The organism is Pseudomonas sp. BN417 (genome assembly GCF_029871205.1).
Classification (GTDB): domain Bacteria; phylum Pseudomonadota; class Gammaproteobacteria; order Pseudomonadales; family Pseudomonadaceae; genus Metapseudomonas.
Map to the genome: position 1 here is coordinate 1 of NZ_SSOJ01000027.1, position 25198 is coordinate 25198.

Below are 25198 nucleotides of genomic sequence, written 5' to 3' on the forward strand. Positions count from 1 at the left end.
GGTAGCCAGGGCCCCTTGGGTTGCAGCAGTCATGGGGTTTCTCCGGTTCTTGGCGGGGTTCAGACGGTCTTGTGTGGCTCGGTGACGTAGAGCATGTTGCCGTCCGGGTCGAACATCGGGCGGTAGCGGTAGTGCGTGCCGTTGGGGTGCTGCCATTCGATGGGCTCGGCGGTCACCCACTCGACCTTGCCGCTGAGGTAGGCGATGGCGTCGTCGAGGTTCTCCACCTCGAAGGCGAAGGAGTCCAGGCCCGGCTTGTCTTCCAGGTTCACCGCGGTGCGCGGCTCCACGGGCGTGGTGTTGGTGGTGTGGAAGATGTAGAGGGTGACGTTGCCCATCTCGATGGCGGCCCACTTCTCTTCAGCCACATAGGGCAGGAAGAAGCCGAGGCCGAGGGTGCCGTGATAGAAGTCCACCAGGCGCTGCACGTCGTTGGTGAGGATGTCCATGTTGTCGAGGCGTTTGAGCTTGAGCATGGGATGGCTCCTTTGTCGTTGTCCGATTGCGTGTGTTCAGCTGAAGTCGTTGTCGAGCCAGTGCGGGTGGCCGCAAGGGCCGCCGGGCAGGGCGGTGAGGGTGCCGCCGGCAACGTCGATGACGATGCTGGCCAGGGTGGCGTACTGGCCGGCCTCGGGCAGGCTCGGGTCCGGGTGGCAGCAGACCGCGCCGATGCCGCCCAGGTGGCTGTTCATGGCGGCCAGGACCTTCTGCGGCGTCAGGCCACGGCGGTTGGCCAGGCGGCGCACCAGCAGGTCATGGCGCACCAGGGTGTCCGGGTAGGCGGCGGGCTCGGTGTCGAACTCGCGGGCCGGGCCTGAGAGGAAGTGGTTGGTGTGTACCAGCAGGCCATCGGCATCGGGGAACACCAGGCCGGGGCCGCCGGGGTGCAGTTCCACCGAGACGGCGGCGCTGGAGTCGTCGACGGCGGCGATCAGGGTCAGCGAGCTGGAGGCCGACACCTGTGCCGAGCCCAGCAACTGCAGGGCCTGGTTGATGTCCTTGCAGCTGTCGAGCATCCAGCGCGAGGCCACGTGCACCGGTACGCCGATGCCCTGGCCGTCCTTCTGGTGGTGCAGGATGTTGAAGTGCACGCCCAGGCCACGGCTGTTCACGCCTGCCTTGCCGACGATGCCGAACTCGGTAACGGTGGTGGTCAGGCTGCCGTCGGCGTGAGGGATCTCCCAGGTCAGCCACTGGCCGGCGAATTCGGCGTACCAGTCCCAGGTCTGCACGGCTACCGGCTTGCCGCTGAAAGGCTCCAGGCGGACCACGGTGGAGCATTCGCCGCGCAGCTGGGCGCCGAGGTGGGCGAGGATCTCGGTCCGCGCATTGATCGCGCCGAGGTACGACGGTTCGGTGCCGGCGCCTTCGGCCATGGCGAGGATTTCCTGGTAGAGCGGCGGGGCGAAGGCCTCGATCCGCGCCAGGGCCTGGGAGCCTAGCGCCAGCAGGTCGAAGGGACGGGTCGCGACCCGCTCGAACAGGGCGCGGTAATTGTCCACCGTGGCCTGGATTTTCTCCCCGTGGACGCGGCCGAATTCGAGGCCGCGCTCGGCTGGCTCGGTGACGGAGGAACGGAAGCGGATGCTCATGCCGCCACCTTCTGCAACTGCGGAGCGACATGGCGGGCCACTTCGTCCAGGCGGGCGAACCAGACATCGCCATCGCTCACCATGCGCTCGACGAAACGCTCCAGCTGCTCGAAGCGCGCGGCGCGGCCTATCACTTCCGGGTGCATGGTGAAGCTGGTATGGCGGCCGTCGCGGCGGGCCGACTCGTACTCGGCCAGCCAGGTATCGGCCAGCGTGCGCGGGTGGGTGAAGTTGCCGCCGTTGTCGATGCCCCAACCGAACATGGGCCAGTCGTCCAGGGACCAGTGCACCGGCAGTTCGAGGATGGAAGCGCCGTTCCAGGTTTCGTAGTAGGGGCGGTCGTCGCCCATGCAGCTGGAGTCGTAGGTGAAGCCCTTGGCCAGGACCAGCTCGAAGGTCTCCGGGGTCAGTTCCCAGGACGAGGAGCGGTAGCCGGCGGGCTTGGGCGCGCCGGCCCTGGCCAGGGCTTCCAGGCCCTGTTCCATCTCTTCCACCTGTTCGGCGGTGGAAATGCGGTCGCTGCGCAGGTGCATATGGCCGTGGTGACCGACTTCATGACCTTCCTCGAGCAGCCGCTCCACCAGGTGCGGATGCTCTTCCGCGGTGTGGCCGGGTACGAAGAAGGTGGCCGGGAGCTTGTGCCGGCGCAGCAGTTCGAGGATGCGCGGCACCCCGCGCACCACGCCGAAGCGGCCTTCGGACAGGCTGGTCAGGCGGCGGACGAAGGTCGGGCTCTCGCCTAGCAGGCCGGCTTCGGCGTCCACGTCGAAGGTCAGGGAAATGGCGACGGGGCTCTTGTTCGGCCACTGCAGCCGGGCCTTGTTATCGATGCTCATCAGGGCGGTTCCTTCTGGCGTTACTGGAATCAGTGAAAGGGGGCGGGCGCGGGAATCGCGCGGTCCTGGAAGCGGCGCAGGCGGTAGAGCACCTGGGAGATGGCCAGCACGGCGACGGCGATGCCGACTTCCTTCAGGCCGCCATACCCGGTGATGGAGGCGCTGGTGGTGCCGACTACCAGGATCAGCCCGTCGAACAGCGCCAGGGCTGCGGCGATGCCGACCCAGGAGCGGCCCAGGCGGATCGGCCGTACGGCGTCCGGGCGGTCCTTGCGCAGCACCACGAAGCCGGCCACCGCCAGCAGGTGGGCGAGGACATAGCCGACGTTGCCGGCGACTATCACCGCCAGGGCGTTACCGACGAAGAGCACCAGGGCGATGTTGATCAACAGCTGCACCGTGACGGCGCGGGCCGGGACGCCGGAGCGGTTGAGGGTGCCGAACTGGCGCACGGTCAGGCCATCCAGGGAGCTCTGGTAGAGCGCGCGGCCGGCGTCGGCGGTGCCCATCACCGAGAGCACCAGGATGCCGGCGATCAGCACCAGCGTGATCAGCGCCGCGCCACCACCCAGCAGCGCCTGGGCGCCAATCTGCAGGAAGCCATAAGGATGCTCGGCCAGGGCCTGCTCACCCAAGAGGCCAGCCAGGCCCAGCGGGGTCAGGGTGAACACCAGCAGCAGGATCAGTGCGGAAATCCGCAGGGCCTTGCGGGTGTCGCGCACGGTGTCGCGGAACTCGGGGATGAAGGAGGCGGCCGCTTCCACGGCATAGGCCGACCAGGCCATGACGAACAGCCAGGCGAGCACTGTGCGCAGGCCTTCGGCATCGCCGCCGATGCGCCAGGTGAAGCTTGCGGTGGTCCAGCCGCTGGCGACGAAGCTGCCGCTGAAGATCAGCACCGGAATCATCAGCAGCACGCCGGCGGCGGTGATGATGACCATGGTGAAGCGCAGGTTGACCATGCTCAGCGCCCAGGAAAACAGGGCCACGCCCAGGGCGATAAGTTGCGGCAGGTCCAGCTGCGTCACGCCCAGGTCCAGGCTGTAGCTGGCGTTGGGAAAGAACTGCTCGGTGAGGATCTGCGCCACCGCCAGGCCCCAGATCGCCGGGGCGGTGGCCCAGGCGAACCAGTAGGCGTAGGTGGCCAGTGGGCCGAGGCAGGGGATGCGCCTGCTCCAGGCCTCGTTGGCGTAGAGCGCGATGCCGCCGGACTTCTCGCTGAACATGGCGCCCATTTCCGAGTAGACCCAGTTGTGCAGCACGGCGATGGCGGCAATCACGGCCCAGAGCGCGATGGCGGCCCAGGCACCGATGGCGCCGATGGAGTAGCCGAGGCCGACGAACAGGGCCGCGGGCAGGCTGAGGGTGATGGCTACCCCGTCCCACCAGCGAATGGTTTTTGCGAGTGCCGCCGTAGGTTCGGAGCCTGGATTGGCCTGGTGCATTGCATCGCCCTCATCTTGTGCGTTTTGTTGGAAGGTCGCGCGATGAGTTGATGCTAAGTCGTTTATTTGCGCATGTATACGTTTATGTCGATTGAAAATACGCATTGCGCAATACGCGTGTAATAAAAATACGCATTGCGTTCATTTTGTGGAAGTGGTGCGTCAAGGCGGGACCCGGTCCGGAAGGCCTGTGCTAGAAGGGTTGGCTGGAGTAGGGGAGGAGGAAGGGGCGAAGCTATGCGCGAAAATCGCACGGCTCCAAATGCGCAATGCGCAGAAGGTCTGGGGTTGAAAATACGCAATGAGCGGACGAGCGGTGGGGTGAAGCAGTCGCGGCCTACCCGGTAGGGTGCGCTACGCGCACCACGAACACCGTGCAAGGATATCGGTGCGCGCAGCGCACCCTACGGCTGGAGATGCTGGGCGAACTCAGGACTCTTCCGACTGCCCCGCCGGAATGGTGAAACGGATCTTGTGTACCTTCACTTCCTGCATCATCCGCACGTCCTGCACGCCGGGCAGGCTGCGTACCTTCTGTTGCAGGCCCCAGAGGGTCTCGTCGTCGCGGCAGAGCACCTGCACGCAGATATCCGCGTTGCCCATGGTGGTGGAGAGGTAGCTGACCTCGGTCCAGCGGCCCAGGGTGTCGACCACCCGGTCGTGGTCCTGGGGAGCGACTTCGACGAAGAATAGCGCCAGCTTGGCCTGGCCCAGCTTGGAGGGGTTGGTGAAGGCGAGGATCTGCAGGATGCCCTGGTCCTGCAGGCGCTTCACCCGCGTGCGGACAGTGGCCTCGGGCACCGAGAGGTTGCGTGCGACTTCGCGGAAGGCCCTGCGCCCGTCCTCCTGCAGCTCGCGAACGATTTCATAGTCCAGTGGGTCGAGAATCGAAGTGGGCATTGGTCCTGGGCTTCCATGGCTGCTGCCGCTGAGGCGGAATGCGCCGAGGCTACCAGATTTGCGGAATTTCGGGATCGGCCCGCAGTTTGCGATCCGTAGGATGGGTGGAGCGAAGCGATACCCATGGGGGTAAGGCTGATGGGTATCGCGGGGCTCCACCCATCCTACCGTTCCGGATCTGCAGGGCTGCGGGTGCGGCTCAGGACCGCGAGCTGCGGGTGATCACCACTTCCAGGTACTCGCTGGGCACGACCAGGGAATCCGGCCCGGCCCGATTGCTGCGTTCCAGCAGTTCGGTCAGGTCGCGCTCCAGGGCTTCGGCGCCATCGGCGGGGAGAGCAGCGAAGGCCTTGTGGACCGGGCCGTACCAGGTGCGGAAGACCTCGATGAAATGCGCGGCCGAGCGGTAGCGGAAGTTGAACTGGCGGCGGGTCACCGAGATCGACCGGGCGCTGTCGCCGAACAGGCTGTGCAGGTGCTCCTCGACGCCCCAGCGCGACGGCGGTTGCACCCCGGGTGGGGGCGGCAGGTGGCGGCCGAGGGTCTTGAACACCTGGCCGATGAAGCCTTCCGGCGTCCAGTTAGCCAGGCCGATGCGGCCGCCTGGGCGGCAGACCCGCGCCAGTTCGGCGGCAGCCTTGGCCTGGTCGGGGGTGAACATCACGCCGAAGGTGGACAGCACCACATCGAAGCTGGCGTCGTCGAACGGCAAGGCTTCAGCGTCCGCGGCCTGGAAGTGCACATCGAGGCGCTCGGCCCGTGCGCGTTCCTGGCCGCGTTCCAGCAGGGCCGCAACATAGTCGGTGGAGGTCACCCGGCCACCGCGGCGCGCTGCGGCGAGGGTCGCGTTGCCGTTGCCGGCGGCGACGTCCAGCACGCTTTCGCCGTAGCGCAGGTCGCAGGCCTCGGCCAGCAGTTCGCCGACCAGTTGCAGGGTGGTGCCGATCACGGCGTAGTCGCCGCTGGCCCAGGAGGCCATCTGCCGGCTTTTCAGGGCGCTGAAATCAGTTTCGCTGGTCATTTTCTGGGCTCACTCGGCTGTAGTCGGGTCGATGATCGAGCTGATGCGGGAGATGCGGTTGGCAGGGAAGCCGCCTCGACTGGCGTGCTCCCTCACCAGCTCCTCGCTGGCGGCGATGTAGACGCAGTACAGCTTGTCGTCGGTGACGTAGCTCTGGACCCACTGCACCTCTGGTCCGAGCTGGGCGAGCACCCGGCAGGATTTCTGCGATATGGCCTTGAGGTCTCGTTCCGTGAGTTTTCCAGCATCCGGTATCTCTCTTTCAATGAGGAACTTGGGCATGGCAACCTCTTGATCTTGGCTTGCGGACACGCCTTGGGTGGATTGGGCAGCAAGCGGCGTGCAGGCGAACTATCCGCCACCGCTGCGCCGGCGTCCTGCCCGAACGTCGGCGAGGCTTGTCCGATCGTCCGTGAGTGCGTCCATTTATCCGGCCGGCAGTCGCGTCGCGCCGCTGGCGCCCAGAATTGCAAGGATGCGGCCTGAGGTGCGGGCGGATGGACGCTCTGTCGGAAACCCTGCGCGTCGTCCACCTGGTCGGCGCCATCTTCATCAATGCCAGGTTCAGTGCGCCCTGGTGCTACCAGTCGCCCCGCGCGGACAGCGTGGCGCCGTTGCTGGAGCCTGGCGCCGAGCGGCTGGTGATCTTCCACCTGATCACCGAGGGCGAATGTTTCGTCGAACTCGGCCCTGACGCGCCGGTGCGCCTGGTGGCCGGCGATGCGGTGATCTTTCCCCAGGGCCATGCCCACCGGATGACCTCCCAGCCCGGCCTGCCGCCGGCCACCGGCGCGCGTCTGGATACGGTGCTGGCGCGCCGGCCACGGCAGCTGTCCTACGGTGGCGGTGGCCCGATCACGCGACTGGTGTGTGGATACCTGGCCTGCGATACGCGGCTGGCGGAGCTGCTGCTGGCCGGTCTGCCGCCGCTGGTGCGGGTCAATGTGCGCGGTTCCAGCGCCGGCGCCTGGCTGGAGGCTTCGGTGCGCTATGCCCTGGCCGAGGCCAAGTCGCCGAGGCCGGGTGGCGAGGGCGTATTGGCCAAGTTGGCGGAAGTGCTCTTCATCGAGGTGCTGCGGCTGTACATGAACGAGCAGGCCGAAGGCCGCACCGGCTGGCTGGCCGGCCTTGGCGACCGCATCGTCGGCGCGGCCCTGAGCGCCTTGCACCGCAGCCCGGCCCAGGCCTGGACCCTGGAAGAGCTGGCGCGCACCTCCGGCACCTCGCGCTCGGTGCTGGCCGAGCGCTTCCAGCAACTGGTAGGCAGTTCACCGATGCAATACCTGACCCAGTGGCGGATGCTGTTGGCGGCCAATCTGCTGTCCCGCAGCAACGCGCCCCTGGCACGTATCGCCGAAGATGTCGGCTACCAGACCGATACCGCCTTCAGCCGAGCCTTCCGCCGCGAATTCGGCGCGCCGCCGGCGGCCTGGCGGCGCAGCCGGGCGCAGCGCCAACCAGCGAGTTAGCCCATGCTCGATGGGTAGGGTGCGCCGTGCGCACCAGCGATTGTTGCCGGCTAGCTCGGCGCCAGGCACGGCCACTGGACCTGGTGCGCATGGCGCACCCTACGGACCGGCTCCGAGGTCAATCCAGCACCGCATGGGTATCCGGCGTTGCGGATGCGGTGGGCGGTTTGCGCAGAAGCAGCAGCAGAGGCAGGGAGGCGAGGGTGACGAACATCATCAGGCGGAAATCCTGAAGGTAGGCCAGGATCGCGGCCTGACGGGTCACCTCGGCGTCCAGGGCCAGCAGCCCGGCGGCGCTGGAGAGGTCGTAGGCGCCACTTTCCGTGGCCTGGGTCAGGGCCTGGCTGAAGGGAGTGATGAAGTCGGTGAAGACCGCGTGGTTGATCTGGGTGCGCTGGGCCAGGTAGCTGATCACCAGGGAGATGCCGATGCCGCTGCCGACGTTGCGCATCAGGCTGTACAGCGCGGTGCCGTCGTTGCGGTAGCGCGGCGCCAGGGTGGAGAAGGTCAGCGTGGACAGTGGCACGAAGATCAGCCCCAGGCCGAAGCCCTGGACCACCCCGGTGTGGACGATGTCATAGGCGCTCACATCCGCGGTGAAGAGGGTCATCTCCCACAGGGACAGGGCGGTGAGCAGCAGGCCCAATCCGATCATCCAGCGCGGGTCGACCCGGGTGATCAGCCGTCCCACCAGCATCATCGCCAGCATGGTGCCCAGGCCGCGCGGGGCGAGCAGGTTACCCACGTCCAGCACCGGGTAGCCCATCAGGTTCTGCATGAAGGGCGGCAGCAGGGTCATGGTGGCGAACAGCATGATGCCGATCATGAAAATGAACAGCAGGCCGATGCTGAGATTGCGGTCCCTGAACATGACCGGCTCGATGAAGGGCTGGTCATGGGTCAGGACATGGACGACGAAGAGGTAGAGGCAGAGGCCGGCGATTACCGCCTCGAGCAGGATTTCGCGGCTGCCGAACCAGTCCTGGGATTCGCCGCGATCGAGCATCAGCTGGAAGGCGCCTATGGCCAGGGCGAGCAGGGCGAAGCCCAGCAGGTCGAAGCGGCGCTCGCGCTCGGTCGGGGTTTCCTTGAGGAAGGCCGCCAGGCCGAACCAGGCCAGCAGGCCGAACGGCAGGTTGATGTAGAACACCCAGCGCCAGTCGTAGTACTCGGTGAGCCAGCCGCCGAGGCTGGGGCCGAGGATCGGGCCGACCATCACGCCCATGCCCCAGACCGCCATGGCCGAGCCGTGCTGCTCACGGGGGTAGGTGTCCAGCAGCACGGCCTGGGACAGCGGGACCAGGCTGGCGCCGAACACACCCTGGAGCAGGCGGAAGGCGACTATCTGTTCCAGGCTCTGGGCCGCGCCGCAAAGCATGGAGGCCAGGGTGAAACCGACGATGGACCAGATGAACAGCCGCTTGCGGCCGAAGCGCGCGGCGAGGAAACCGGTCAGCGGCAGGCAGATGGCCGACGCCACAATGTAGGAGGTCAGCACCCAGCTGATCTGGTCCTGGGTGGTGCCCATGCTGCCCTGCATGTGCGGCAGGGCGACGTTGGCGATGGTGGTGTCCAGCGCCTGCATGATGGTCGCCAGCATCACCGATACGGTGATCAGCCAGCGGTGCGAGCCCGCGTCACGGGCGATGGTCGCGTTCATCGCGGACGTCCGTCAGGGCCAAAGGCTGGCGAGGCTGCGCTGGTGGCCTGTGTCGATTTCGACCACCGCGCTGAGGCCGGCGCGCAGGCGCGGCAGATCGGGCCCGGGTTGCAGATGGATGCGCACCGGCACCCGCTGGGCCACCTTCACCCAATTGCCGGTGGCGTTCTGTGCCGGCAGCACCGAGAACTCGGAGCCGGTGGCCGGGCTCAGGCTTTCCACCTCGCCCGGCCAGGTGCGGTCCGGGTAGATGTCGAAACGCACGTCCACGCTCTGGCCGGGTTGCACATAGGTCAGGTCCTTCTCCGGGAAGTTGGCCTCCACCCAGAGATTGCCGTCGGCCACCAGGGTCAAGGCGGTATTGCCGGCGCTGATGTACTGGCCCGGTTGTGGCACCTTGCTGACGCTGCCGGGCAAGGAGGCACGCACCTCCACCCGTTGCAGGTCCAGTTTCGCCTGATCCAGTTCGGCCAGGGCGGAGAGGTAGCTGGGGTGCTGCTCGATGGGCAGGCCGAGGCTGCCGCCGAGGTTCTCGGCGATGCGCTTGAGGTCATGCTCGCGGGCGTCGATCTCCTGGGTGGCCACCTGCGCGGCCTGGCGGGATTCATCAAGGCGGGCAGGGGAGAGATATCCCTTCTGCGCCAGGTTTGCCTGCCGCTGCAGGTCCTTTTCGGCGAAGTCGTGACGGGTGCGGGCCAGGGCCAGTTCGGCGGTTTTCTCCTGGTAGCTGGCCTTGAGCGCGGCGAGGTCGGTGCGCACCTGGGCCAGGCGTGCCTCGGCCTTGGCGACGGCGATGCGGAAACTGGCCGGATCGATGCGGAACAGCACCTGGCCGGCCACCACCTGGTCGTTCTCCCTGGCCAGCACCTCGGTGATGGTGCCCGAGACATCGGTGCTGACCGGCACCTTGTCAGCTTTGGCGTAGGCGTTGTCGGTCTCGACATAGCGGCCGCCATGGAGGTAGGCGAACAAGGTCGCCGCCGCCACCAGCAGAGGGACGCCCCCCATCAACAGCAGGCGCTTGAGGCGGGGGTTGGTGGCGACCGCTGCATCCTGCTCCGGAGCTATGACCGTATGGGTGTTCATGGCGTTGCGGTTCCTTGGGGAATCAACGGGACGAGAGGTTCTGGCGCATCTTGCGCAGGGCAGCGGCCAGGGCCGCGGCCTCCGCCTCGGAAAGGTCGAATAGCGCCTCGGCATGGGTGGCGGCGGCGACTTCGTGGATGTTCCTCAGTTCCTGGCCGGCCTGCTCCCGCAGGTAGAGGCGGTAGGCGCGGCGATCCTCCGGGTCGGGCCGGCGCTCCACCAGTCCGGCCTGCTCCAGCTGGTCGATCAGGCGGGCGAGGGTGATCGGCTTGACCTCCAGCTGGTCGGCCAGCTCCACCTGACGGCAGCCCTCGTTGCGCGCGATGTGCACCAGGGCGCGGGCCTGGCTGAGGGTCAGCGGGCTGCCGGTCAGGCGCCGCTCGAAGGAGCGGCGCATCAGCCGCGAAACATCGGCGAGGAGGAAGCCGAGGCTCTCTTCACGAGGGGACATGAGAAGGAATCCATATAATAAGCGTTGCTTACTATATGACCGCGACGAGCGCGCCGTCAAAGCTCGAATGGGGCTCATGCTTTTGTGGGGGCGATTTCAATCGCTAAGGGGCGCGCAGCGACCCCGATCAGAACAGCATGGCAGCCCTTCGGGCTGCTCAGCGAATGAATTCGCCCCCACAAGGGGACGAGCCCGCCTCAGGGGATTTGCCAGGTTCAGCCGTGCCGCGCGCGGCTCGCCTGCACCACCCGGTGCGCGGGCACCCGCAGCTGCGCCAGCAGGTACTCGGCGAACTCCGGCGAGAAGGGCTGCAGGGCAATGGCGCGCTCCATGCAGCCAAGCCAGGCGGCGCTGCCCGCCTCGTCGATCGGCCATTGGGCATGGAAGGCGGGGATGGAGATGGGGCCGTACTTCTCGCTGAACAGCTTCGGCCCGCCCAGCCAGCCGCTGAGGAAGCAGGCCAGCTTGTCGCGGGATTGCTCCAGGCTTTGCGGGTGCATGCGGCGCAGGTCGGCGGCTTCGGGCAATTCGTCCATCAGCCGGTAGAAGTCGTCGACCAGGCGGCGCAGGCCGTCGATGCCGCCGGCGGCCTGGTAGGAGGCGTCGCCGGTGCCGAAGGGGGGCGTGCTGCTCACGGATGGACCTCGTCGAATTTCGGGGACGGCATCATACCCGCCGTGCCACCGGATGTTCAGCCGCCAGATCGTCGCGGTCCTCGATGAATTCGGTGGGCACCGAGCCGTCGGCATTCAACTGGAAGATGCGCGCCGGCCGACCCTGGTCGTCGAAGAATACCTGGCCGAGGCCGGCGGAGTTCCACAGGCGCTCGCCGGCCTTGCTGTGCGCCGGCGTGCGCGGCACCACCTTCATAGGGCGGCGCTTGGTGAACCAGTTCAGCGGCGAACGCGGTGAATAGAGCCAGCGGTTGAGGCGGTCGAACACGTCCAGCAGACGGCGGGGGAACTCATTCTTGATGCCGCTGCTGGTGATCTGCCAGAGCTTCGGGCCCTGCTGGCGGTGGCGGATGGTCACTTCGTAGACGAAGGAGTAGTGCACGTCGCCGGAGAGGATCACGTAGGTGCCTGGTGTGCGTGAGTGGCGGAAGATGTTGAGGATCACCTGGGCGGCGCCCTGGTGGGCCATCCAGTTCTCCGCGTCCACCAGCAACGGGTAGCCGAACCAGCTGAACACCCGCTGCACCGTCTCGATAAGCTTGACCCCGAAGACGGGCGCCGGCGAAACGATGATGGCCGACGGATGGTCCAGCAGTTCCTGCTGCAGTTCGCTCAGGGCCTCCCAGTCCAGCAGGCCGGAGGGACGGCCCAGGTCGATTTCGCTGCGCCAGCGGCGGGTGCGGGTGTCCAGTACCACCAGCGCCGGCGTGGTGGGTAGTACGTACTGCCAGCGGTTGAAGCCGATCAGGCGGTCGATCAACCGGTCCAGGGCGGCGCTGTCCAAATGGTTGTCGGTGGCGGCCGTGGCGCTCAGGGCTTTGGTCTGGTCCAGCAGCTCGGCAAAGGCGGCCGGGTCATTGCCCCAGCCCTGGCAGAGCATGTAGGCCAGTAGCGCGTTGCCGATGATGCGCTTGGAAAAGGGATGGCCGTAGGCGGTCAGTTCCCACTGGGCGGAGAGGTTCCAGTCGTCGGTGATGTCATGGTCGTCGAAGATCATCAGCGTCGGCAGGTGGGCGAGCACCCGCGCCACGCCAGGCAGCCCGTCGCGGAAACCGGCCAGGCGGGACTCCTCCAGCCGGTAGCGTTCGATCTTGTCCGCCTCCAGGGCGGGCATCTGCGGGTCGACCAGGGGCCAGGGCACCGGCGACCAGACCAGCAGGTACATGGCCAGCACCTCGGCGAAGGTCACCAGGTGGTTCTCCGCGTTGCTGCTGGTGAAGATGGGTTTGCGCGCACCGCCGAAGAAGCGCTCGCGCAAGGTTTCATTGCTCTCCAGCGCCGGCAGCAGGTCGGCCCGGTGGTAATAGGTGGCGGGATGACCGTAGAGCGCCGCGCTATCGTCCACGACGGCGCCCTCCAGGCGCTCGTCGAACAGGCCGAGACGCGCGATCAACTGGTGGATGGCGCGCAGCATGGGGCCGGCCACGTCGTCGGCGTAGACCTGGTCGCCGCTCATCAGCAGCAGCGCAGGGCGTTGCTCGGGCGCCGGGACGGCGGCCAGCAGGCGGTCAGCACAGAGCAGACCATCGGGCGCCGGGAAGTGCGGCTTGCGGCAGGAACCATGGAGCAGCTGGTCGATGCGCGAACGCAGCACGAAACTCGGCTGGCGCGCCTCGCCGTAGAGCAGGTGCGGCGCCCAGTCGCCGATGCCCTGGCCGTCGATCAGCAGGTCGTAGTCGATCTGCTGGTCCAGGGGCAGCGAGGTCTCCAGGCGCAGGTCGATCAGGTGCACGAAGGCATGCCGCCCCACGGCGATCACCCGGCAGGCGTCACCCTCCAGGCTGTACTCCACGCCACCGTCCGGCGACAGCCGCAGCACCGGCGACAGCTGGCGCGACGCCACCAGCCAGAGCACCAGGCGGCGGGATTCGATGCGGCGCAACAAGGGGCCGGCGAGGACGGGAGGTAGGTTTTCCTGGGGGGAGGTTGCGGACATCGGTACAACGGGCCTGTGCGAACGAGCGCAACAGGATAACGCGAGTGGCGCGGATGGCTCCGAAACGGCTTGAAAAAAACTCAGCCCAATAGTGCGTTTAAATCGGTTGGCAGGGTGCGCGAGGGGCTTCTAGCATCCTTCGGGCTGCCCCACGCTGGCGCCGTGGATGCGTCAGTCGCCCAGCCCTGATGGAACGGCCTGCCCACGGAGGCAACCATGCTCCAGGTCCTGCTCGATGGCCCACTGGCCCGCGACACTCCAGGCACGATTCCCGAAGCCCATTCCGGCGCTCCCTGATTCAACCCCCATTCCGATTCCTTTCCAGGGCCGCCGTATCGCCCTGGCCAACCGTGGACCGCCCGCGACGACGGGCGGCCGTCCTGATGAAAACCACTGGGAGGCGATATGGCCCTCACCTTGAAAATCAATGGAACTGAACACAGCGTCGACGTCGATCCTGACACGCCGCTGCTCTGGGTATTGCGTGACGTGCTGGGCATGACCGGCACCAAGTTCGGCTGCGGCATGGCGCTGTGCGGCGCCTGCACCGTGCACATGAACGGCGCGGCGGTACGCTCCTGCGTAATGCCGGTGAGCAGCATGATCGGTGCCGAGATCACCACCATCGAAGCCGTTGGCGAAACCGACGCAGGCAAGCGCGTGCAGGACGCCTGGCTGGCCAAGGAAGTGGTGCAGTGCGGTTACTGCCAGTCCGGGCAGATCATGTCCGCCAGCGCGCTGCTGGCGGCCAACCCCAACCCCAGCGACGCCGACATAGACGGCGCCATGTCCGGCAATATCTGCCGCTGCGGCACCTATCTGCGCATACGCGAGGCCATCAAGGTGGCCGCCCAGAGCAAATCGAAGGCGGAGGATGCGGCATGAACGACCTCACTTCCCCGGTCTTGCCCGGCCTCAGCCGTCGGGGCTTCCTCAAGGCCAGCGCCGCCGTGGGCGGCGGTCTGCTGATCAGTTTTACCCTCCCGGCCCTGATGGGCGAGGCGCAGGCGGCGGAGGACGAGTTCAATCCCAACGCCTACATCCGCATCGACCGCAGCGGCAAGGTGTTCTTCGTCATCCAACCGGTGGAAATGGGGCAGGGCACCTACACCTCCATGCCGGCGCTGATCGCCGAAGAACTGGAAGTGAGCCTCGACCAGGTGGTGATCGAGCACGCGCCGGCCGACGACAAGCGCTACGCCAACCCCATGCTGGGCTTCCAGGTCACCGGCGGTTCCACTTCGGTGCCGGCGAACTGGAAACCCCTGCGCCAGGCCGGTGCCACGGCGCGCGTCCTGCTGGTGACGGCGGCGGCGCAACAGTGGTCGGTGCCGGTGGAGAGCTGCAAGGCCGAGAACGGCGCCGTGGTGCATGCGGAGAGTGGTCGCAAGTTGGGCTACGGCGAGCTGGTGGATGCCGCCGCGCAGCTGCCGCTGCCGGGTGAGGTACCGCTCAAGGACCCGTCGCAGTTCAGGCTGATCGGTACCCCAGCCAAGCGCACCGACTCGCCGGACAAGGTGCGGGGCAAGGCGATGTTTGGCATCGACGCCCGCCCTGAGGGCGTGAAGGTCGCCGCGCTGACCATCTGCCCGGTGATCGGCGGCACCCTGGCCGAGGTGGATGACGCGCCTGCCATGGCGGTGAAGGGCGTGCACAAGGTGGTGCGCACGAAGGATGCGGTGGCGGTCATCGCCGACCACACCGGCGCCGCGCGCAAGGGCCTGGCAGCACTCTCGATCAAGTGGAACGAGGGCGCGAACGCCAAGGTGTCCAGCGCCGAGCTGCTGAAGAACATCGCAGAGGCCTCCAAGGCCGAGGGCGTGCAGGCTCGCGCTGAAGGCAATGTGCAGGAAGCCATGGGCAAGGCGGCGAAGAAGGTGGAGGTGATCTACCAGGTACCCTTCCTCGCCCATGCCTGCATGGAGCCGGTCAACTGCACGGCCCATGTGCGCAAGGATGGCTGCGACCTCTGGCTCGGCATCCAGGTGCCGGCGCGGGCCAAGACCCTCGCGGCGCAGCTCACCGGCCTGCCGGAAGAATCGGTGCAGGTGCACAACCAGTTGCTCGGCGGCGGTTTCGGCCGGCGCCTGGAAACGGACTTCGTCGGCCATGCGGTGGAGGTGGCCAAGCAGGTGGATTACCCGGTGAAGGTGATCTATTCCCGCGAGGAAGACACCCGCCACAGCACCCTGCGGCCTTTCCATTACAACCACCTGGCCGCCGGCCTGGACGAACAGGGCAGGCCCATCGCCTGGACCCACAAGGTCACCGGCGGCTCGATCATCGCGCGCTGGGCGCCGGCGCGTTTCACCAATGGTGTCGACGGCGACGCCGTGCGCGACGCCTGCGGCCCCTATGGCTTCCCCAACCTGGCGGTGCACTACGTGCGCCACGAGCCGCCCACGGGCATCACCCCCGCCTTCTGGCGCGGCGTGGGCCACACCCAGAACGCCTTCATGGTGGAGGGCTTCATGGACGAGCTGGCGGCGATGAACAAGGTCGATCCCTTCAGCTACCGCTATCCGCTGCTGGAGAAGCATCCGCGCGCGCTGAAGGTGCTGGAGACCCTGCGCGAGAAGTCGGGCTGGGATTCGCCGCTGCCGGCAGGGCATGGCCGCGGCCTGGCCATGACCTACTGCTTCAGCACCTATGCGGCGCAGGTGGCGGAAGTCAGCGTGGACGCCAGCGGCCTGGTCAAGGTGCACAAGATCACCTCGGTGGTGGACTGCGGCATCCCCATCAACCCGGACTCGGTGGTGGCGCAGATGCAGGGCGGCACCGTCTTCGGCCTGACGGCGGCGCTGTTCGGCAACATCACCTACAAGGATGGCCGGGTGGAGCAGGGCAACTTCGACAGCTACCGCCTGCTGCGCATCAACGAGGTACCGCCGATGGAGACTCACATCATCAACAGCGGTGAATCCCCCGGTGGCCTGGGCGAAGTCTCCACGGTGGTGGTCGCACCGGCAGTGGTGAACGCCATCTATGCCGCCACCGGCAAGCGACTGCGTTCCCTGCCGATCGATCCGGCCGAGCTGAAACAGGCCTGATGGGCACCTCGCCGTAGGAGCGAATTCATTCGCGAAGGGCCGCGCAGCGGCCCGTTGTCCGAATCGCGAATGATTTCGCTCCTACAAACCCCTCTCGTAGCCCTTCAACGCCATAGCCCCGGAGGGTGGATGTCGCTTTTCACATCCACCAGCGAGGCCAGGCCCGGCACCGATGGTGGATCGGTGAAGCGTGATCCACCCTTGTAGGTCCGTAGCCCGGATGAAATCCGGGAGCGGTGAAGGAATTTTCCCGGATTTCATCCGGGCTACCGACTGCCAGCTGCCTCGTGTCCCTCCGTAGGATGGGTGGAGCGGAGCGATACCCATGCGGACAGAGCTGATGGGTATCGCAAGCTCCACCCATCCTACAAGAGCACGCACGCCTTCTGGGTTGCGAAAAACTCAATCGATAGCGGTCTTTATATCGTTTGTCGGGGTTCCGCTCGATGTCGACCATAGCTCCAGTCCAGAGCCGTTCGCGCGGCTTAAAACATCAGGAGGTCGACATGAACCCGCTGCCATCCCTCTGGGGGAGCGATAGCCCCCCGCGCCTGCTTGGCTCCCGTCACCTGGCCACCGGTGAACTGGTGTTCCCGGCGCTGCCAGGGCATTCCCCGCTGGCTGACCAGTACCGCATCGAGTCGCTGGCCGATGAGGGCAACCTCTACAGCTTCAGCGTCATCCATCCGAGCCCGAAGAGCGGCCTCGCGCCTTTCGCCCTGGGCTATCTGGACTTGCCCGGCCCGGTACGCCTGTTCGGGCGCATCGCCGGCAGCGGTCGCCCGCAGATTGGCGCTGCATATCGCGTCCAGCCGGACGAGGAATACGGCTGCCTGTTCGAACCCCTGGAGGTCAACCAATGAGCCAGATGCATGTAATGGGCGGGGCCATGACCCGCTTCGGCCGCCACCAGGGCGTGATGGCGCCGGAACTGGCCCAGCAGGCCATCCTCAAGGCCGTGGCCGACGCCGGCCTGGCGCTTGCGGACATCCAGGCGATCTACTGCGCCAACGTCCTCGGCGGCATGATCCTGGGGCAGGTGATAGTGCGCGACCTGGGCCTTGCCGGCATTCCCGTCTACAACGTCGAGAACGCTTGCGCCAGTGGCGCCACCGCCGTGCACCTGGCGCGCCACGCACTGCTGGCCGGGCAGTACGAGCGGGTGCTGGTGTTCGGCATCGAGCAACTGACCCAGCTGGGCGGTGGCACCATCCCGATGCAACGCAATGACGAGAAGACCGACCTCTTCGCCAAGGCCGGCATGGTCCTGCCGGCGATCTACGCCATGCGCGCCACGCGCTTCATCCACGAGCGCGGTGCCAGCGCGGCCGACCTGGCCGGCATCGCGGTGAAGAACCGCTACCACGGCACCCTCAACGAATACGCCCAGCAGCGTACCGAGGTGACCCTCGACGAAGTGCTCGCCTCGCGCATGATCGCCGACCCGCTGACCCTGCTGCAGTGCTGCCCGTCCCAGGTGGATGGCGCCGCCGCCCTGGTGCTGGGCAACCAGCCCGGCCCCCATGCCAAGGATGTGCGCGTGCTGGGTTCCATAGTCGTTTCCGGCCTGCGCGAAGGCGCCCGTGACGACATCCTCGACGCCGAGATCACCGCCCGCGCGGCGCGACTGGCCTATGAGCAGTCCGGCGTCGATCCCCGGGACGTGGGCGTGGTCGAGCTGCACGACGCCTTCACCATCGCCGAGCTGATCTATTACGAAGCCCTGGGCCTGGCTCCACACGGCGAAGCCGTGGCGCTGCTGCAGTCCGGCGCCACCCGCCTGGGCGGCCGCGTGCCGGTGAACCCCAGCGGCGGCCTGCTCGCCAAGGGGCATCCGCTGGGCGCCACCGGTGTGGCGCAGATGGTCGAGCTGATGTGGCAACTGCAGGGCCGTGCCGGTGAGCGCCAGGCCGACAACCAGCTCAGCATCGGCGTTGCCCAGTGCACCGGCGGCGGCATTGCCGGCGTCGATCACGCGGCGTCTTCCGTTCACGTGCTGGGGGTGTGAGATGAGCGCACAAGCTTTCCAACAAGGCCAGGTGGCGGCCGTCACCGGCGCCGCCCGTGGCATCGGCCTGGGCATCGCCACCCGCCTGGCGCGCCAGGGCGTGACCGTCTACCTGCTGGACCGCGACGCGCCGGCGCTGCTGGATGCCGTCAAGCTGCTGCAGGACGAGGGCCTCGACGCCCACGGCATCGCCCTGGACCTGACCCTCGGCACCGATGTCGAGAACGCCTTCGGCCAGGTCCGCGAACGCTCCGGGCGCCTGGACTTCCTGGTGAACAACGCCGGTGTGGTGCGCGACAAGCGCTTCCTGAAGATGACCGAGGACGACTGGGACCTGGTGGTCGATACCAACCTGCGGGCGCAGTTCCTCTGCTGCAAGGCGGCGCTGCCGCTGATGCTCGAGGCCGGCTTCGGGCGCATCGTCAACCTGTCGTCGCGCGCCTGGCTGGGTGGCTTCGGCCAGGCCAACTACTCCGCCGCCAAGGGCGGGGTGGTGAGCCTGACCCGCAGCCTCGCCATCGAGTTCGCGTCCAAGGGCATCACGGTCAACACCATCGCCCCCGGTATCGTCGATACGCCGCTGTTCCAGGCTTTCGAGCCCGAGGTTCAGGCGCGCCTGAAGGACACGGTGCCGGTGAAACGCATCGGTACCCCGGACGATATCGCCAACGCGGTGGAGTTCTTCCTTGCGCCGGCCAGTTCCTACGTCACCGGCCAGACGCTGTATGTCTGCGGCGGGCGCAGCCTGTCCTCGGCCAGCGTGTAAGGAGGCCGCCATGTCCGTGACCATGCAGGTCCAGGGCGCGATCGCCCTGATCACCCTCGATCGACCGGAGGCCCTCAACGCCCTGGACCTCGACGCCCTGCGTGCCCTGCGTGGGCACCTGGAGGAAGTCCGCGATCGCCGCGAGATCCGTACGGCGATCATCAGCGGCGCCGGCGAGCGCGCTTTCTGCGTCGGCGCCGACCTGAAGAGCACGCGCGCCTCAACGGCCTCCTATGCCGAGGCGCTGTTCCTCGACAAGGAGCCGGCCGCCGACGCGGGACTCTACATCCGCCTGATGGACCTTTCCGACCTCGACCTGCGCAAGCCGCTGATCGCCGCGGTGAATGGCCATTGCCTGGGCGGTGGCCTGGAACTGGCGCTGCAGTGCGACCTGCGTATCGCCTCGGCCAATGCCAGCTTCGGCCTGCCGGAAGCGGTGGTTGGTTCCATTCCGGCGGTGTCCGGCCTGCATCGCCTGCTGAAGGCGGTGCCGCCGGCCCACGCCATGCAGATGGCCTTGACCGGCCAGCGCATCGATGCCGCCCAGGCCCAGGCCATCGGCCTGGTCTCGGAGGTGGCGCAGACCCCGGCGGCGCTGCTGGAGCGTGCCCTGGAACTGGCGGAGCGGATCGCCCTGGCCGCGCCGCTGGCGATCCAGGCGCTGCAATCCCTGGCCCGGCAGACGGCGCATCTGTCCGATGCCGATGCCCAGCGCCTCGCCGAGCTGTACTGGGGCGTGCTGCGGGATACCGAGGATCGCCTGGAGGGACGCACGGCCTTCGCCGAGAAGCGTCCGCCACACTACAAGGGCCGCTAGCGTCGGGGAGAGCCGTCATGCAACTGAGCAATCCGTTCCTGCAAAGCCTCGGCGTCGAACTGGTCCGCTGGGCCGTCGGCGAGGCCGAGTTCCACATGCCCATCGAGGCGCGCCACCTCAACCGCCAGGGCATGCTCCACGGCGGCCTGATCGCCACCCTGCTGGATGCGGCCTGCGGCTACGCGGGCCTGCATGCCGCCGAGGGCGAGGAGGAGGTGCACGGTGTCACCGTGATGCTGAACATCGCCTACCTGAAGGCGGCGCGTTCCGGCCGCGTGATCGCTCGCGGTCGGGTCAGCCGCAGCGGGCGCAGCCTGTACTTCGCCGAGGCGTCCCTGCTGAGCGACGACGGCGAGTTGCTGGCGACCGCCCAGGGCACCTTCAAGCAGGGAGGTGGCCGCCATGTTGCGTAATGCCTTGCAGGGCCTGACGGTAGTGGATTTCACCCAGATCGCCGCTGGCCCCACCTGCACCATGCTGCTGGCCGACATGGGCGCGCGGGTGATCAAGGTCGAGGCGCCGGAAGGCGATCTCGGCCGCACCCTCGGGCCGGCCTGGATCGGTGACGACAGTGCCCTGTACCACGGTTTCAACCGGGGCAAGGAAGGTCTCTGCCTGGACCTGAAGAACCCCCGCGCCCTGGCGGTGGCCAAGCGTCTGGTGGCGGAGGCCGACGTGCTGATCGAAAGCATGCGACCCGGCGTGATGGCGCGCCTCGGGCTCGGCTTTGAAGCCGTTGCCGCGCTGAATCCCGCCCTGGTCTATTGCTCCATTTCCGCCTATGGCCACCAGGGCCCCTACGCGGACCGCGCCGGGGTGGACGGCATTCTCCAGGCCGATTCGGGGTTGATGAGCCTGATCGGCATTCCCGGTGCGCCACCCTGCAAGGTGCAGGCGCCGGTGGTGGACGTGGTGACCGGCTACATGGCCTGCATGGCGATTCTCGCCAAGCTGCAGGCGCGGCACCGGGACGGGCAGGGCGGTCATCTGGACGTGAGCCTGATGAACTCCGCCCTGGCCCTGCAGCAGTCGTCCATCAGCAGCTACCTGCGCGACGGCGAACTGCCGACGCCCATCGGCAGCGCGGCGCCGTATTCGGCACCGAACGAAGCCTTCCAGACCGAGGACGGTTGGATGATGGTGGCGGCCTACAACGGCAACCGCTGGGAGCGTCTGTGCACGCTGCTCGGCTATCCCGAGTGGGCCGGCGATCCGCGTTTCGCCAGTTCCGCCCAACGCGTGCTGCATCGCGCCGAGATGCAGGAAGCGCTCACCGGCGTGTTCCGCACCCAGTCCACCGCATATTGGCTGGAACAGCTGCGCGCGGCCGATATCCTCTGCGCCAAGGTCGCCGACTACGGCGACCTGCTGAACCACCCGCAACTGGCGGAGAACGGCATGCTCGCCAGCATCGAGCACCCGCGCCATGGCACGCTGCGCGTCCCCGGCTTCCCGGTGAACAGCGCCGAAGCGGCCCGCCAGCCCTACAAGCCGGCCCCGGACAAGGGCGAACACTCCCGCGAGCTGTTGGCGGAAATGGGCTTCAGCGAGCTGGAGGTGGCCGAGATGCTGGACAGCGGGGCGGTGGTTGCCGCGTAGATTGGCGCTCTTGTGGGGGCGAATTCATTCGCCAAGGGCAGCGAAGCTTTCCCCTTCGAGGCCCCAGGGCGAACCTGCGGTCCGCATAGCGATTGAAATCGCCCCCACAGGCCCGAGAAGAACCTCGGCCAACTGGCCGGGATTCTTCATTCCACCGTCACGCGATCTTCACCCCCGCCAGGCCTTCCAGGACTTCCACGACCCGGGTCATGTCGCGGGTCGGCTCGCCGCTGTTGATGGCGAGGTCGAAGAACTGTTTCACCACGGCGCAGGTCAAGGCGGGGGCGCCGTTGGCTTCGGCTTCGGCGAGGAACAGGCGGATGTCCTTGCGCATCAGGTCGAGGCGGAAGCCGAAATCGAATTCGCGCTTGAGCACGGTGCCGGCCAGCATGTTCTCGCTGGTGTAGCTGCGCGCCGTGCCGACATTGAGGATGTCGAGCATCTGCCGGGGATCGAGACCCGCCTTGGCGCCGAACAGCAGCGCCTCGCTGGTGGCCACCAGGGTGGCGCCGACGATCATGTTGTTCACCAGCTTGAGGGTCTGGCCGAGGCCGGCGGCGTCGCCCAGGTGCACCACCTTGCGGCCGAAGACGGCGAATGCCGGTTGGCAGCGCGCATAGGCGTCGGCGGGACCGCCCACCATCACCGACAGGGTGCCCGCCTCGGCACCGGCGACACCGCCCGCCAGGGGCGCATCCAGGGCGGCGATGCCGCGCTCCTTGAGGGCCTGTTCAAGGCGGCGGGCCATGCTCGGGCCGGTGGTGGAGTGGTCCACCAGCACGCGCACGCTCTCGCCGTGGATCACGCCGTTCTCGCCCAGCACCACCTGTTCGACGATCTCCGGCGTGGGCACGCAGACCTGCACGATTTCCGCCGCGTCGGCCACTTGCCGTGGCGAGCCGTGGCTACGGGCTCCGCGGGCCAGCAGGGGCGCCAGCGCTTGCGGATTGGGGTCGTGCAGCTCCAGGCCGAAGCCATGGTCCAGCAGGTGTCGCGCCATTCTCTGGCCCATGGCGCCGAGGCCGATGAAACCGATGCTTTCGTTCATTCTTGTCGCTCCAGTTCAACGGATGGGCATCACCTGGAAGGGGCAGGCAGGTGATGGTCCGGCGAACGTTGGCCGTGCACCGGACGGCCTATCGTAGAAAGCGGCGAATGACGCGGACAAAGCACTTTTTGGCGGTGGCGCCTTGAGGAAAACTCAAGCGCCCTGGCGAGTCTTACGCGCCTGCTCCAGCAGCCAGGTGCGGAAAGTGCTCATGTCTTCGCTTTCCGTCCGGTGCTTGGGGGTGAGCAGGTAATAGGTGTAGGCGCCCATGTCCACGGTTTGCGGGAAGGGCCGCACTAGCGTGCCTTCGCGCAATTCCTTTTCCACCAGGAACAGCTGGGCGATGGCAAGGCCCTGGCCACCGGCGGCGGCCGCGTAGGCCATGGAGGAACTCTGGTAGGTCATGCCGGCGCGGGCATCCACGGCGCTGCCGACGCCGACGGCTTGTAGCCAGTGGTTCCAGTCGTCCGGGCGCGCAATGGAGTGGAGCATGGTGTAGTCGGCCAGGTCCGCCGGTTCGTGCAGGCCGGGGCCGAGGTCGGGCAGGGCGGGGCTGCACACCGGGGCCAGTACGTTGTCGCTGAGCACGTAGCAGTTGCAGTTGGGCCAGTCGCCGGAACCGAGGCGGATGGCAGCGTCCAGGTCTTCCTTGTGGAAGTCCACGGGGTCGAGGGAGGCGGTGAGCAGCACCTCGATCTTGGGGTTCTCCTGGTGGAAGCTGGCCAGCCGTGGGATCAGCCACTGCATGGCGAAGGTGGTGTAGGCGCGCACCTTGATCTGCCTGCGCTTGGCGGGGCGCTTGAGCTTGCGCGTGGCGCCGCGCAGGTCCTCGATTATCCGCGCCACCGCCTTGAAGTACTGCTCCCCGGCGGGGGTGAGGGTGATCTGCCGGTGGCCGCGGAGGAACAGCGGCTGCTCCATGTAGTCCTCCAGGGCGCGGATCTGCCGTGAAACAGCCCCGGGAGTGACGTTCAGTTCATCGGCGGCGATGGTGATGCTGAGGTGCCGGGCGACGGCTTCGAAAGCGCGTACGGCATTGAGCGGCGGCAGTCTGTCCATGCTCGGATCTTCTTCTTGGAGTCGTGAAAAGGCGCGGAATCTTACTCTAGATCTGATTGAGTAAATCTCAAGCGAGCGCTCTGATTTTCTCGTTTGTCGCGGCCTCCGGGGCCTTCCTAGCATCGGCACCGAACCTATCACAACAACAAGAGAGTGCCGCTCCATGACCACCCCGAAACGGGCCGATTCGTTCGGACCCCATGCCCTCCTTGCGCTCTTCGGACTGGCCGCCAGTGCCACCGCCACCGCTGACTTCCTCACCGACTCGAAGGCCAGCCTGGAGCTGCGCAACTTCTACTTCAACCGCGATTTCCGCCAGGACGGCGCCGCGCAGAGCAAGGCCGAGGAGTGGGCCCAGGGTTTCCTGCTGCGTTACGAGTCGGGATTTACCGAGGGACCGATCGGTGTCGGCGTCGACGCGCTCGGCCTGCTCGGGGTGAAGCTGGACTCCAGCCCCGAGCGCAGCGGCACCGGGCTGCTGCAAGCCGACAGGGAGAAGCCCAACCGTGCCCAGGACGAGTACGGCGAACTCGGCCTGACCGCCAAGCTGCGCGCGTCCAACAGCCTGCTGAAGGTGGGCACCCTGCAGCCCAAGCTGCCCATCGCCCTGGCCAACGACAGCCGCCTGCTGCCACAGACCTTTCGCGGCGCCTGGCTGAGCAGCGCGGAGGTACGTGACCTGACCCTGGACCTCGGCCGTTTCGACCGGATCAACCTGCGCAACTCCTCGGATAACGAGGAGATGCAGGTGTTCAACGGCGGGGCGCGGAACATCGTCCTCGGCCGCAGCAAGACCAGCGATGCCCTGGACTTCGCCGGCGCCAGCTACAAATGGACGCCCGCGCTGAGCACCGCCTACCACTACGGGGCCTTGGACGGGATCTATCGTCAGCACTATTTCACCTTGGGCCACGCCCTGGATTTCGGCGCGGACGGCTCGCTCAAGTCCGACCTGCGCTGGGCGCGCAGCGTCGACGACGGCGGCAGCAACGTCGACAACCGCGCATTGGGTGCGATGTTCACCTACAAGCGCGGCCCGCAGTCCTTCGGTCTCGGCTACCAACGCATGTCCGGGGATACCGGCTTCGCCTACGTCAACGGCGCCGACGGTTACCTGGTGAACCTGGTGCAGGTGAACGACTTCGGCAACGAGGACGAGCGCTCCTGGCAGGCGCGCTATGACTTCGATTTCGTCGCCCTGGGCATGCCCGGCCTGACCTTCATGACCCGCTACCTGTCCGGCGACGGCGTGGAGGTCGCCGGCCGCGCGGAGGAGGGCAAGGAGTGGGAGCGGGATACCGATATCGCCTATGTGATCCAGGGCGGGCCGCTGAAAAACCTTGGCCTCAAGTGGCGCAACGCGACGGTGCGCAGCAACTTCGGCCCGGATATCGACGAGAACCGACTGATCCTCAGCTACACCATCGCGCTCTGGTAGCGGATGCGCATGCCCCGACAGGAACGCACGGTTCGCCCACCATGCATGGAGAGCCCCCTCTCCCTTTGGGAGAGGGCCGCATCGGCCTGCTCGGTAGCCGGTCTTTTCGCGAATGAATTCGTTCCTACAAGGGGGGCGGTTCCCAGTCTCACCAGCTCCCATAGGGAATGCCGAAGCGTTCGATATATCGCTTGGCCTTTTCGCTGGGGTCGTAGGCATACTCGCCGGCCGTCTGTCCTTGGGATGGCCCCAGAGGTTCTATCTCAGCCTGGGCGCGGGCCACCTTGACCGATTTGTAGCAGCGGTTGTGGACCCAGACCTGGATGGTGCCGCCCGGGGCCAG

At 67.1% G+C, this 25198-nt stretch carries 25 protein-coding genes; 10 read left to right on the top strand and 15 right to left on the bottom strand.

The features are described from left to right. Nucleotides 1-59 precede the first annotated feature (59 nt). From E8F11_RS01915 to E8F11_RS01945, 7 genes are all read right to left on the bottom strand, one after another. Nucleotides 60-476 carry a VOC family protein gene (locus E8F11_RS01915; RefSeq protein WP_280287118.1) on the bottom strand — a complete coding sequence of 139 codons (417 nt, stop codon included), beginning with the start codon at nucleotides 474-476 and terminating at the stop codon, nucleotides 60-62. A 36-nt stretch (nucleotides 477-512) separates the two neighbouring features. After that, nucleotides 513-1592 (bottom strand): C45 family autoproteolytic acyltransferase/hydolase, encoded by a 1080-nt coding sequence (locus E8F11_RS01920; protein WP_280287119.1) that lies wholly within the window; start codon nucleotides 1590-1592, stop codon nucleotides 513-515. Continuing rightward, nucleotides 1589-2428 carry a polysaccharide deacetylase gene (locus E8F11_RS01925; protein WP_280287120.1) on the bottom strand — a complete coding sequence of 280 codons (840 nt, stop codon included), beginning with the start codon at nucleotides 2426-2428 and terminating at the stop codon, nucleotides 1589-1591. Before E8F11_RS01925 ends, E8F11_RS01920 begins: the two co-directional genes overlap by 4 nt. Nucleotides 2429-2457: 29 nt before the next feature. Further along, nucleotides 2458-3873: an APC family permease gene (locus tag E8F11_RS01930; RefSeq protein ID WP_280287121.1), complete on the bottom strand. Its 1416-nt coding sequence runs from the start codon at nucleotides 3871-3873 to the stop codon at nucleotides 2458-2460. 429 nt (nucleotides 3874-4302) lie between these two features. Next, nucleotides 4303-4773: an Lrp/AsnC family transcriptional regulator gene (locus tag E8F11_RS01935; protein ID WP_280287122.1), complete on the bottom strand. Its 471-nt coding sequence runs from the start codon at nucleotides 4771-4773 to the stop codon at nucleotides 4303-4305. Nucleotides 4774-4972: 199 nt separating this feature from the next. Then, entirely contained in the window at nucleotides 4973-5794 is an 822-nt protein-coding gene (locus E8F11_RS01940; RefSeq protein ID WP_280287123.1) for a class I SAM-dependent methyltransferase, read from the bottom strand. A gap of 9 nt (nucleotides 5795-5803) precedes the next feature. Further along, complete coding sequence (locus E8F11_RS01945) at nucleotides 5804-6076, bottom strand: DUF4242 domain-containing protein (RefSeq protein WP_280287124.1); 273 nt, start codon at nucleotides 6074-6076, stop codon at nucleotides 5804-5806. 215 nt (nucleotides 6077-6291) lie between these two features. Between E8F11_RS01945 and E8F11_RS01950 the strand changes: the two genes are divergently transcribed. Next, a complete protein-coding gene (locus E8F11_RS01950) occupies nucleotides 6292-7263 on the top strand; it encodes an AraC family transcriptional regulator (protein WP_280287125.1) in 972 nt (323 codons plus the stop codon). Nucleotides 7264-7381: 118 nt separating this feature from the next. On the opposite strand, the gene E8F11_RS01955 is transcribed toward E8F11_RS01950, so the two are convergent. The 5 genes from E8F11_RS01955 to E8F11_RS01975 form a co-directional block, all read right to left on the bottom strand. Further along, nucleotides 7382-8923, bottom strand: a complete 1542-nt coding sequence (locus E8F11_RS01955; protein ID WP_280287126.1) for a DHA2 family efflux MFS transporter permease subunit — start codon at nucleotides 8921-8923, stop codon at nucleotides 7382-7384. A gap of 12 nt (nucleotides 8924-8935) precedes the next feature. Further along, a complete protein-coding gene (locus tag E8F11_RS01960) occupies nucleotides 8936-10009 on the bottom strand; it encodes an HlyD family secretion protein (RefSeq protein WP_280287127.1) in 1074 nt (357 codons plus the stop codon). Nucleotides 10010-10031: 22 nt separating this feature from the next. Next, nucleotides 10032-10460, bottom strand: a complete 429-nt coding sequence (locus E8F11_RS01965; RefSeq protein ID WP_280287128.1) for a MarR family transcriptional regulator — start codon at nucleotides 10458-10460, stop codon at nucleotides 10032-10034. Nucleotides 10461-10675: 215 nt separating this feature from the next. Next, nucleotides 10676-11095, bottom strand: coding sequence for a group II truncated hemoglobin (locus tag E8F11_RS01970; protein ID WP_280287129.1), 420 nt, complete (start codon nucleotides 11093-11095; stop codon nucleotides 10676-10678). 31 nt (nucleotides 11096-11126) lie between these two features. After that, nucleotides 11127-13070 carry an alkaline phosphatase D family protein gene (locus tag E8F11_RS01975; protein WP_280287130.1) on the bottom strand — a complete coding sequence of 648 codons (1944 nt, stop codon included), beginning with the start codon at nucleotides 13068-13070 and terminating at the stop codon, nucleotides 11127-11129. Between the two features lie 405 nt (nucleotides 13071-13475). On the opposite strand from E8F11_RS01975, the gene E8F11_RS01980 reads away from it, so the two are divergent. From E8F11_RS01980 to E8F11_RS02015, 8 genes are all read left to right on the top strand, one after another. Next, nucleotides 13476-13955, top strand: coding sequence for a 2Fe-2S iron-sulfur cluster-binding protein (locus tag E8F11_RS01980; protein WP_280287131.1), 480 nt, complete (start codon nucleotides 13476-13478; stop codon nucleotides 13953-13955). Further along, nucleotides 13952-16120 (top strand): molybdopterin cofactor-binding domain-containing protein, encoded by a 2169-nt coding sequence (locus E8F11_RS01985; RefSeq protein ID WP_280287132.1) that lies wholly within the window; start codon nucleotides 13952-13954, stop codon nucleotides 16118-16120. The genes E8F11_RS01980 and E8F11_RS01985 overlap by 4 nt, the downstream gene beginning before the upstream one ends. Nucleotides 16121-16626: 506 nt before the next feature. After that, entirely contained in the window at nucleotides 16627-16983 is a 357-nt protein-coding gene (locus E8F11_RS01990) for an OB-fold domain-containing protein (RefSeq protein ID WP_280287133.1), read from the top strand. Next, nucleotides 16980-18128 (top strand): thiolase family protein, encoded by a 1149-nt coding sequence (locus E8F11_RS01995; protein WP_280287134.1) that lies wholly within the window; start codon nucleotides 16980-16982, stop codon nucleotides 18126-18128. Before E8F11_RS01990 ends, E8F11_RS01995 begins: the two co-directional genes overlap by 4 nt. Nucleotide 18129: 1 nt before the next feature. Further along, the gene (locus E8F11_RS02000; RefSeq protein WP_280287135.1) at nucleotides 18130-18894 is read left to right on the top strand and encodes an SDR family NAD(P)-dependent oxidoreductase; all 765 of its coding nucleotides are present in this window, start codon (nucleotides 18130-18132) and stop codon (nucleotides 18892-18894) included. Nucleotides 18895-18904: 10 nt separating this feature from the next. Further along, nucleotides 18905-19711 carry an enoyl-CoA hydratase-related protein gene (locus E8F11_RS02005; RefSeq protein WP_280287136.1) on the top strand — a complete coding sequence of 269 codons (807 nt, stop codon included), beginning with the start codon at nucleotides 18905-18907 and terminating at the stop codon, nucleotides 19709-19711. 17 nt (nucleotides 19712-19728) lie between these two features. Beyond that, on the top strand, nucleotides 19729-20124 hold the full coding sequence (locus E8F11_RS02010) for a PaaI family thioesterase (RefSeq protein ID WP_280287137.1): 396 nt from the start codon (nucleotides 19729-19731) through the stop codon (nucleotides 20122-20124). Next, on the top strand, nucleotides 20114-21310 hold the full coding sequence (locus E8F11_RS02015; protein WP_280287138.1) for a CoA transferase: 1197 nt from the start codon (nucleotides 20114-20116) through the stop codon (nucleotides 21308-21310). The genes E8F11_RS02010 and E8F11_RS02015 overlap by 11 nt, the downstream gene beginning before the upstream one ends. 157 nt (nucleotides 21311-21467) lie before the next feature. On the opposite strand, the gene E8F11_RS02020 is transcribed toward E8F11_RS02015, so the two are convergent. Together E8F11_RS02020 and gcvA are read right to left on the bottom strand one after the other, a co-directional pair. Then, nucleotides 21468-22358 (bottom strand): NAD(P)-dependent oxidoreductase, encoded by an 891-nt coding sequence (locus E8F11_RS02020; protein ID WP_280287139.1) that lies wholly within the window; start codon nucleotides 22356-22358, stop codon nucleotides 21468-21470. 153 nt (nucleotides 22359-22511) lie between these two features. Then, complete coding sequence (gcvA, locus tag E8F11_RS02025) at nucleotides 22512-23417, bottom strand: transcriptional regulator GcvA (protein ID WP_280287140.1); 906 nt, start codon at nucleotides 23415-23417, stop codon at nucleotides 22512-22514. 163 nt (nucleotides 23418-23580) lie between these two features. On the opposite strand from gcvA, the gene E8F11_RS02030 reads away from it, so the two are divergent. Then, a complete protein-coding gene (locus E8F11_RS02030; protein WP_280287141.1) occupies nucleotides 23581-24855 on the top strand; it encodes an OprD family porin in 1275 nt (424 codons plus the stop codon). A gap of 148 nt (nucleotides 24856-25003) precedes the next feature. Here the strand turns inward: E8F11_RS02030 and E8F11_RS02035 are convergent. Beyond that, a partial coding sequence (locus E8F11_RS02035; RefSeq protein ID WP_280287142.1) for a DUF2931 family protein occupies nucleotides 25004-25198 on the bottom strand: 195 nt, incomplete at its 5' end.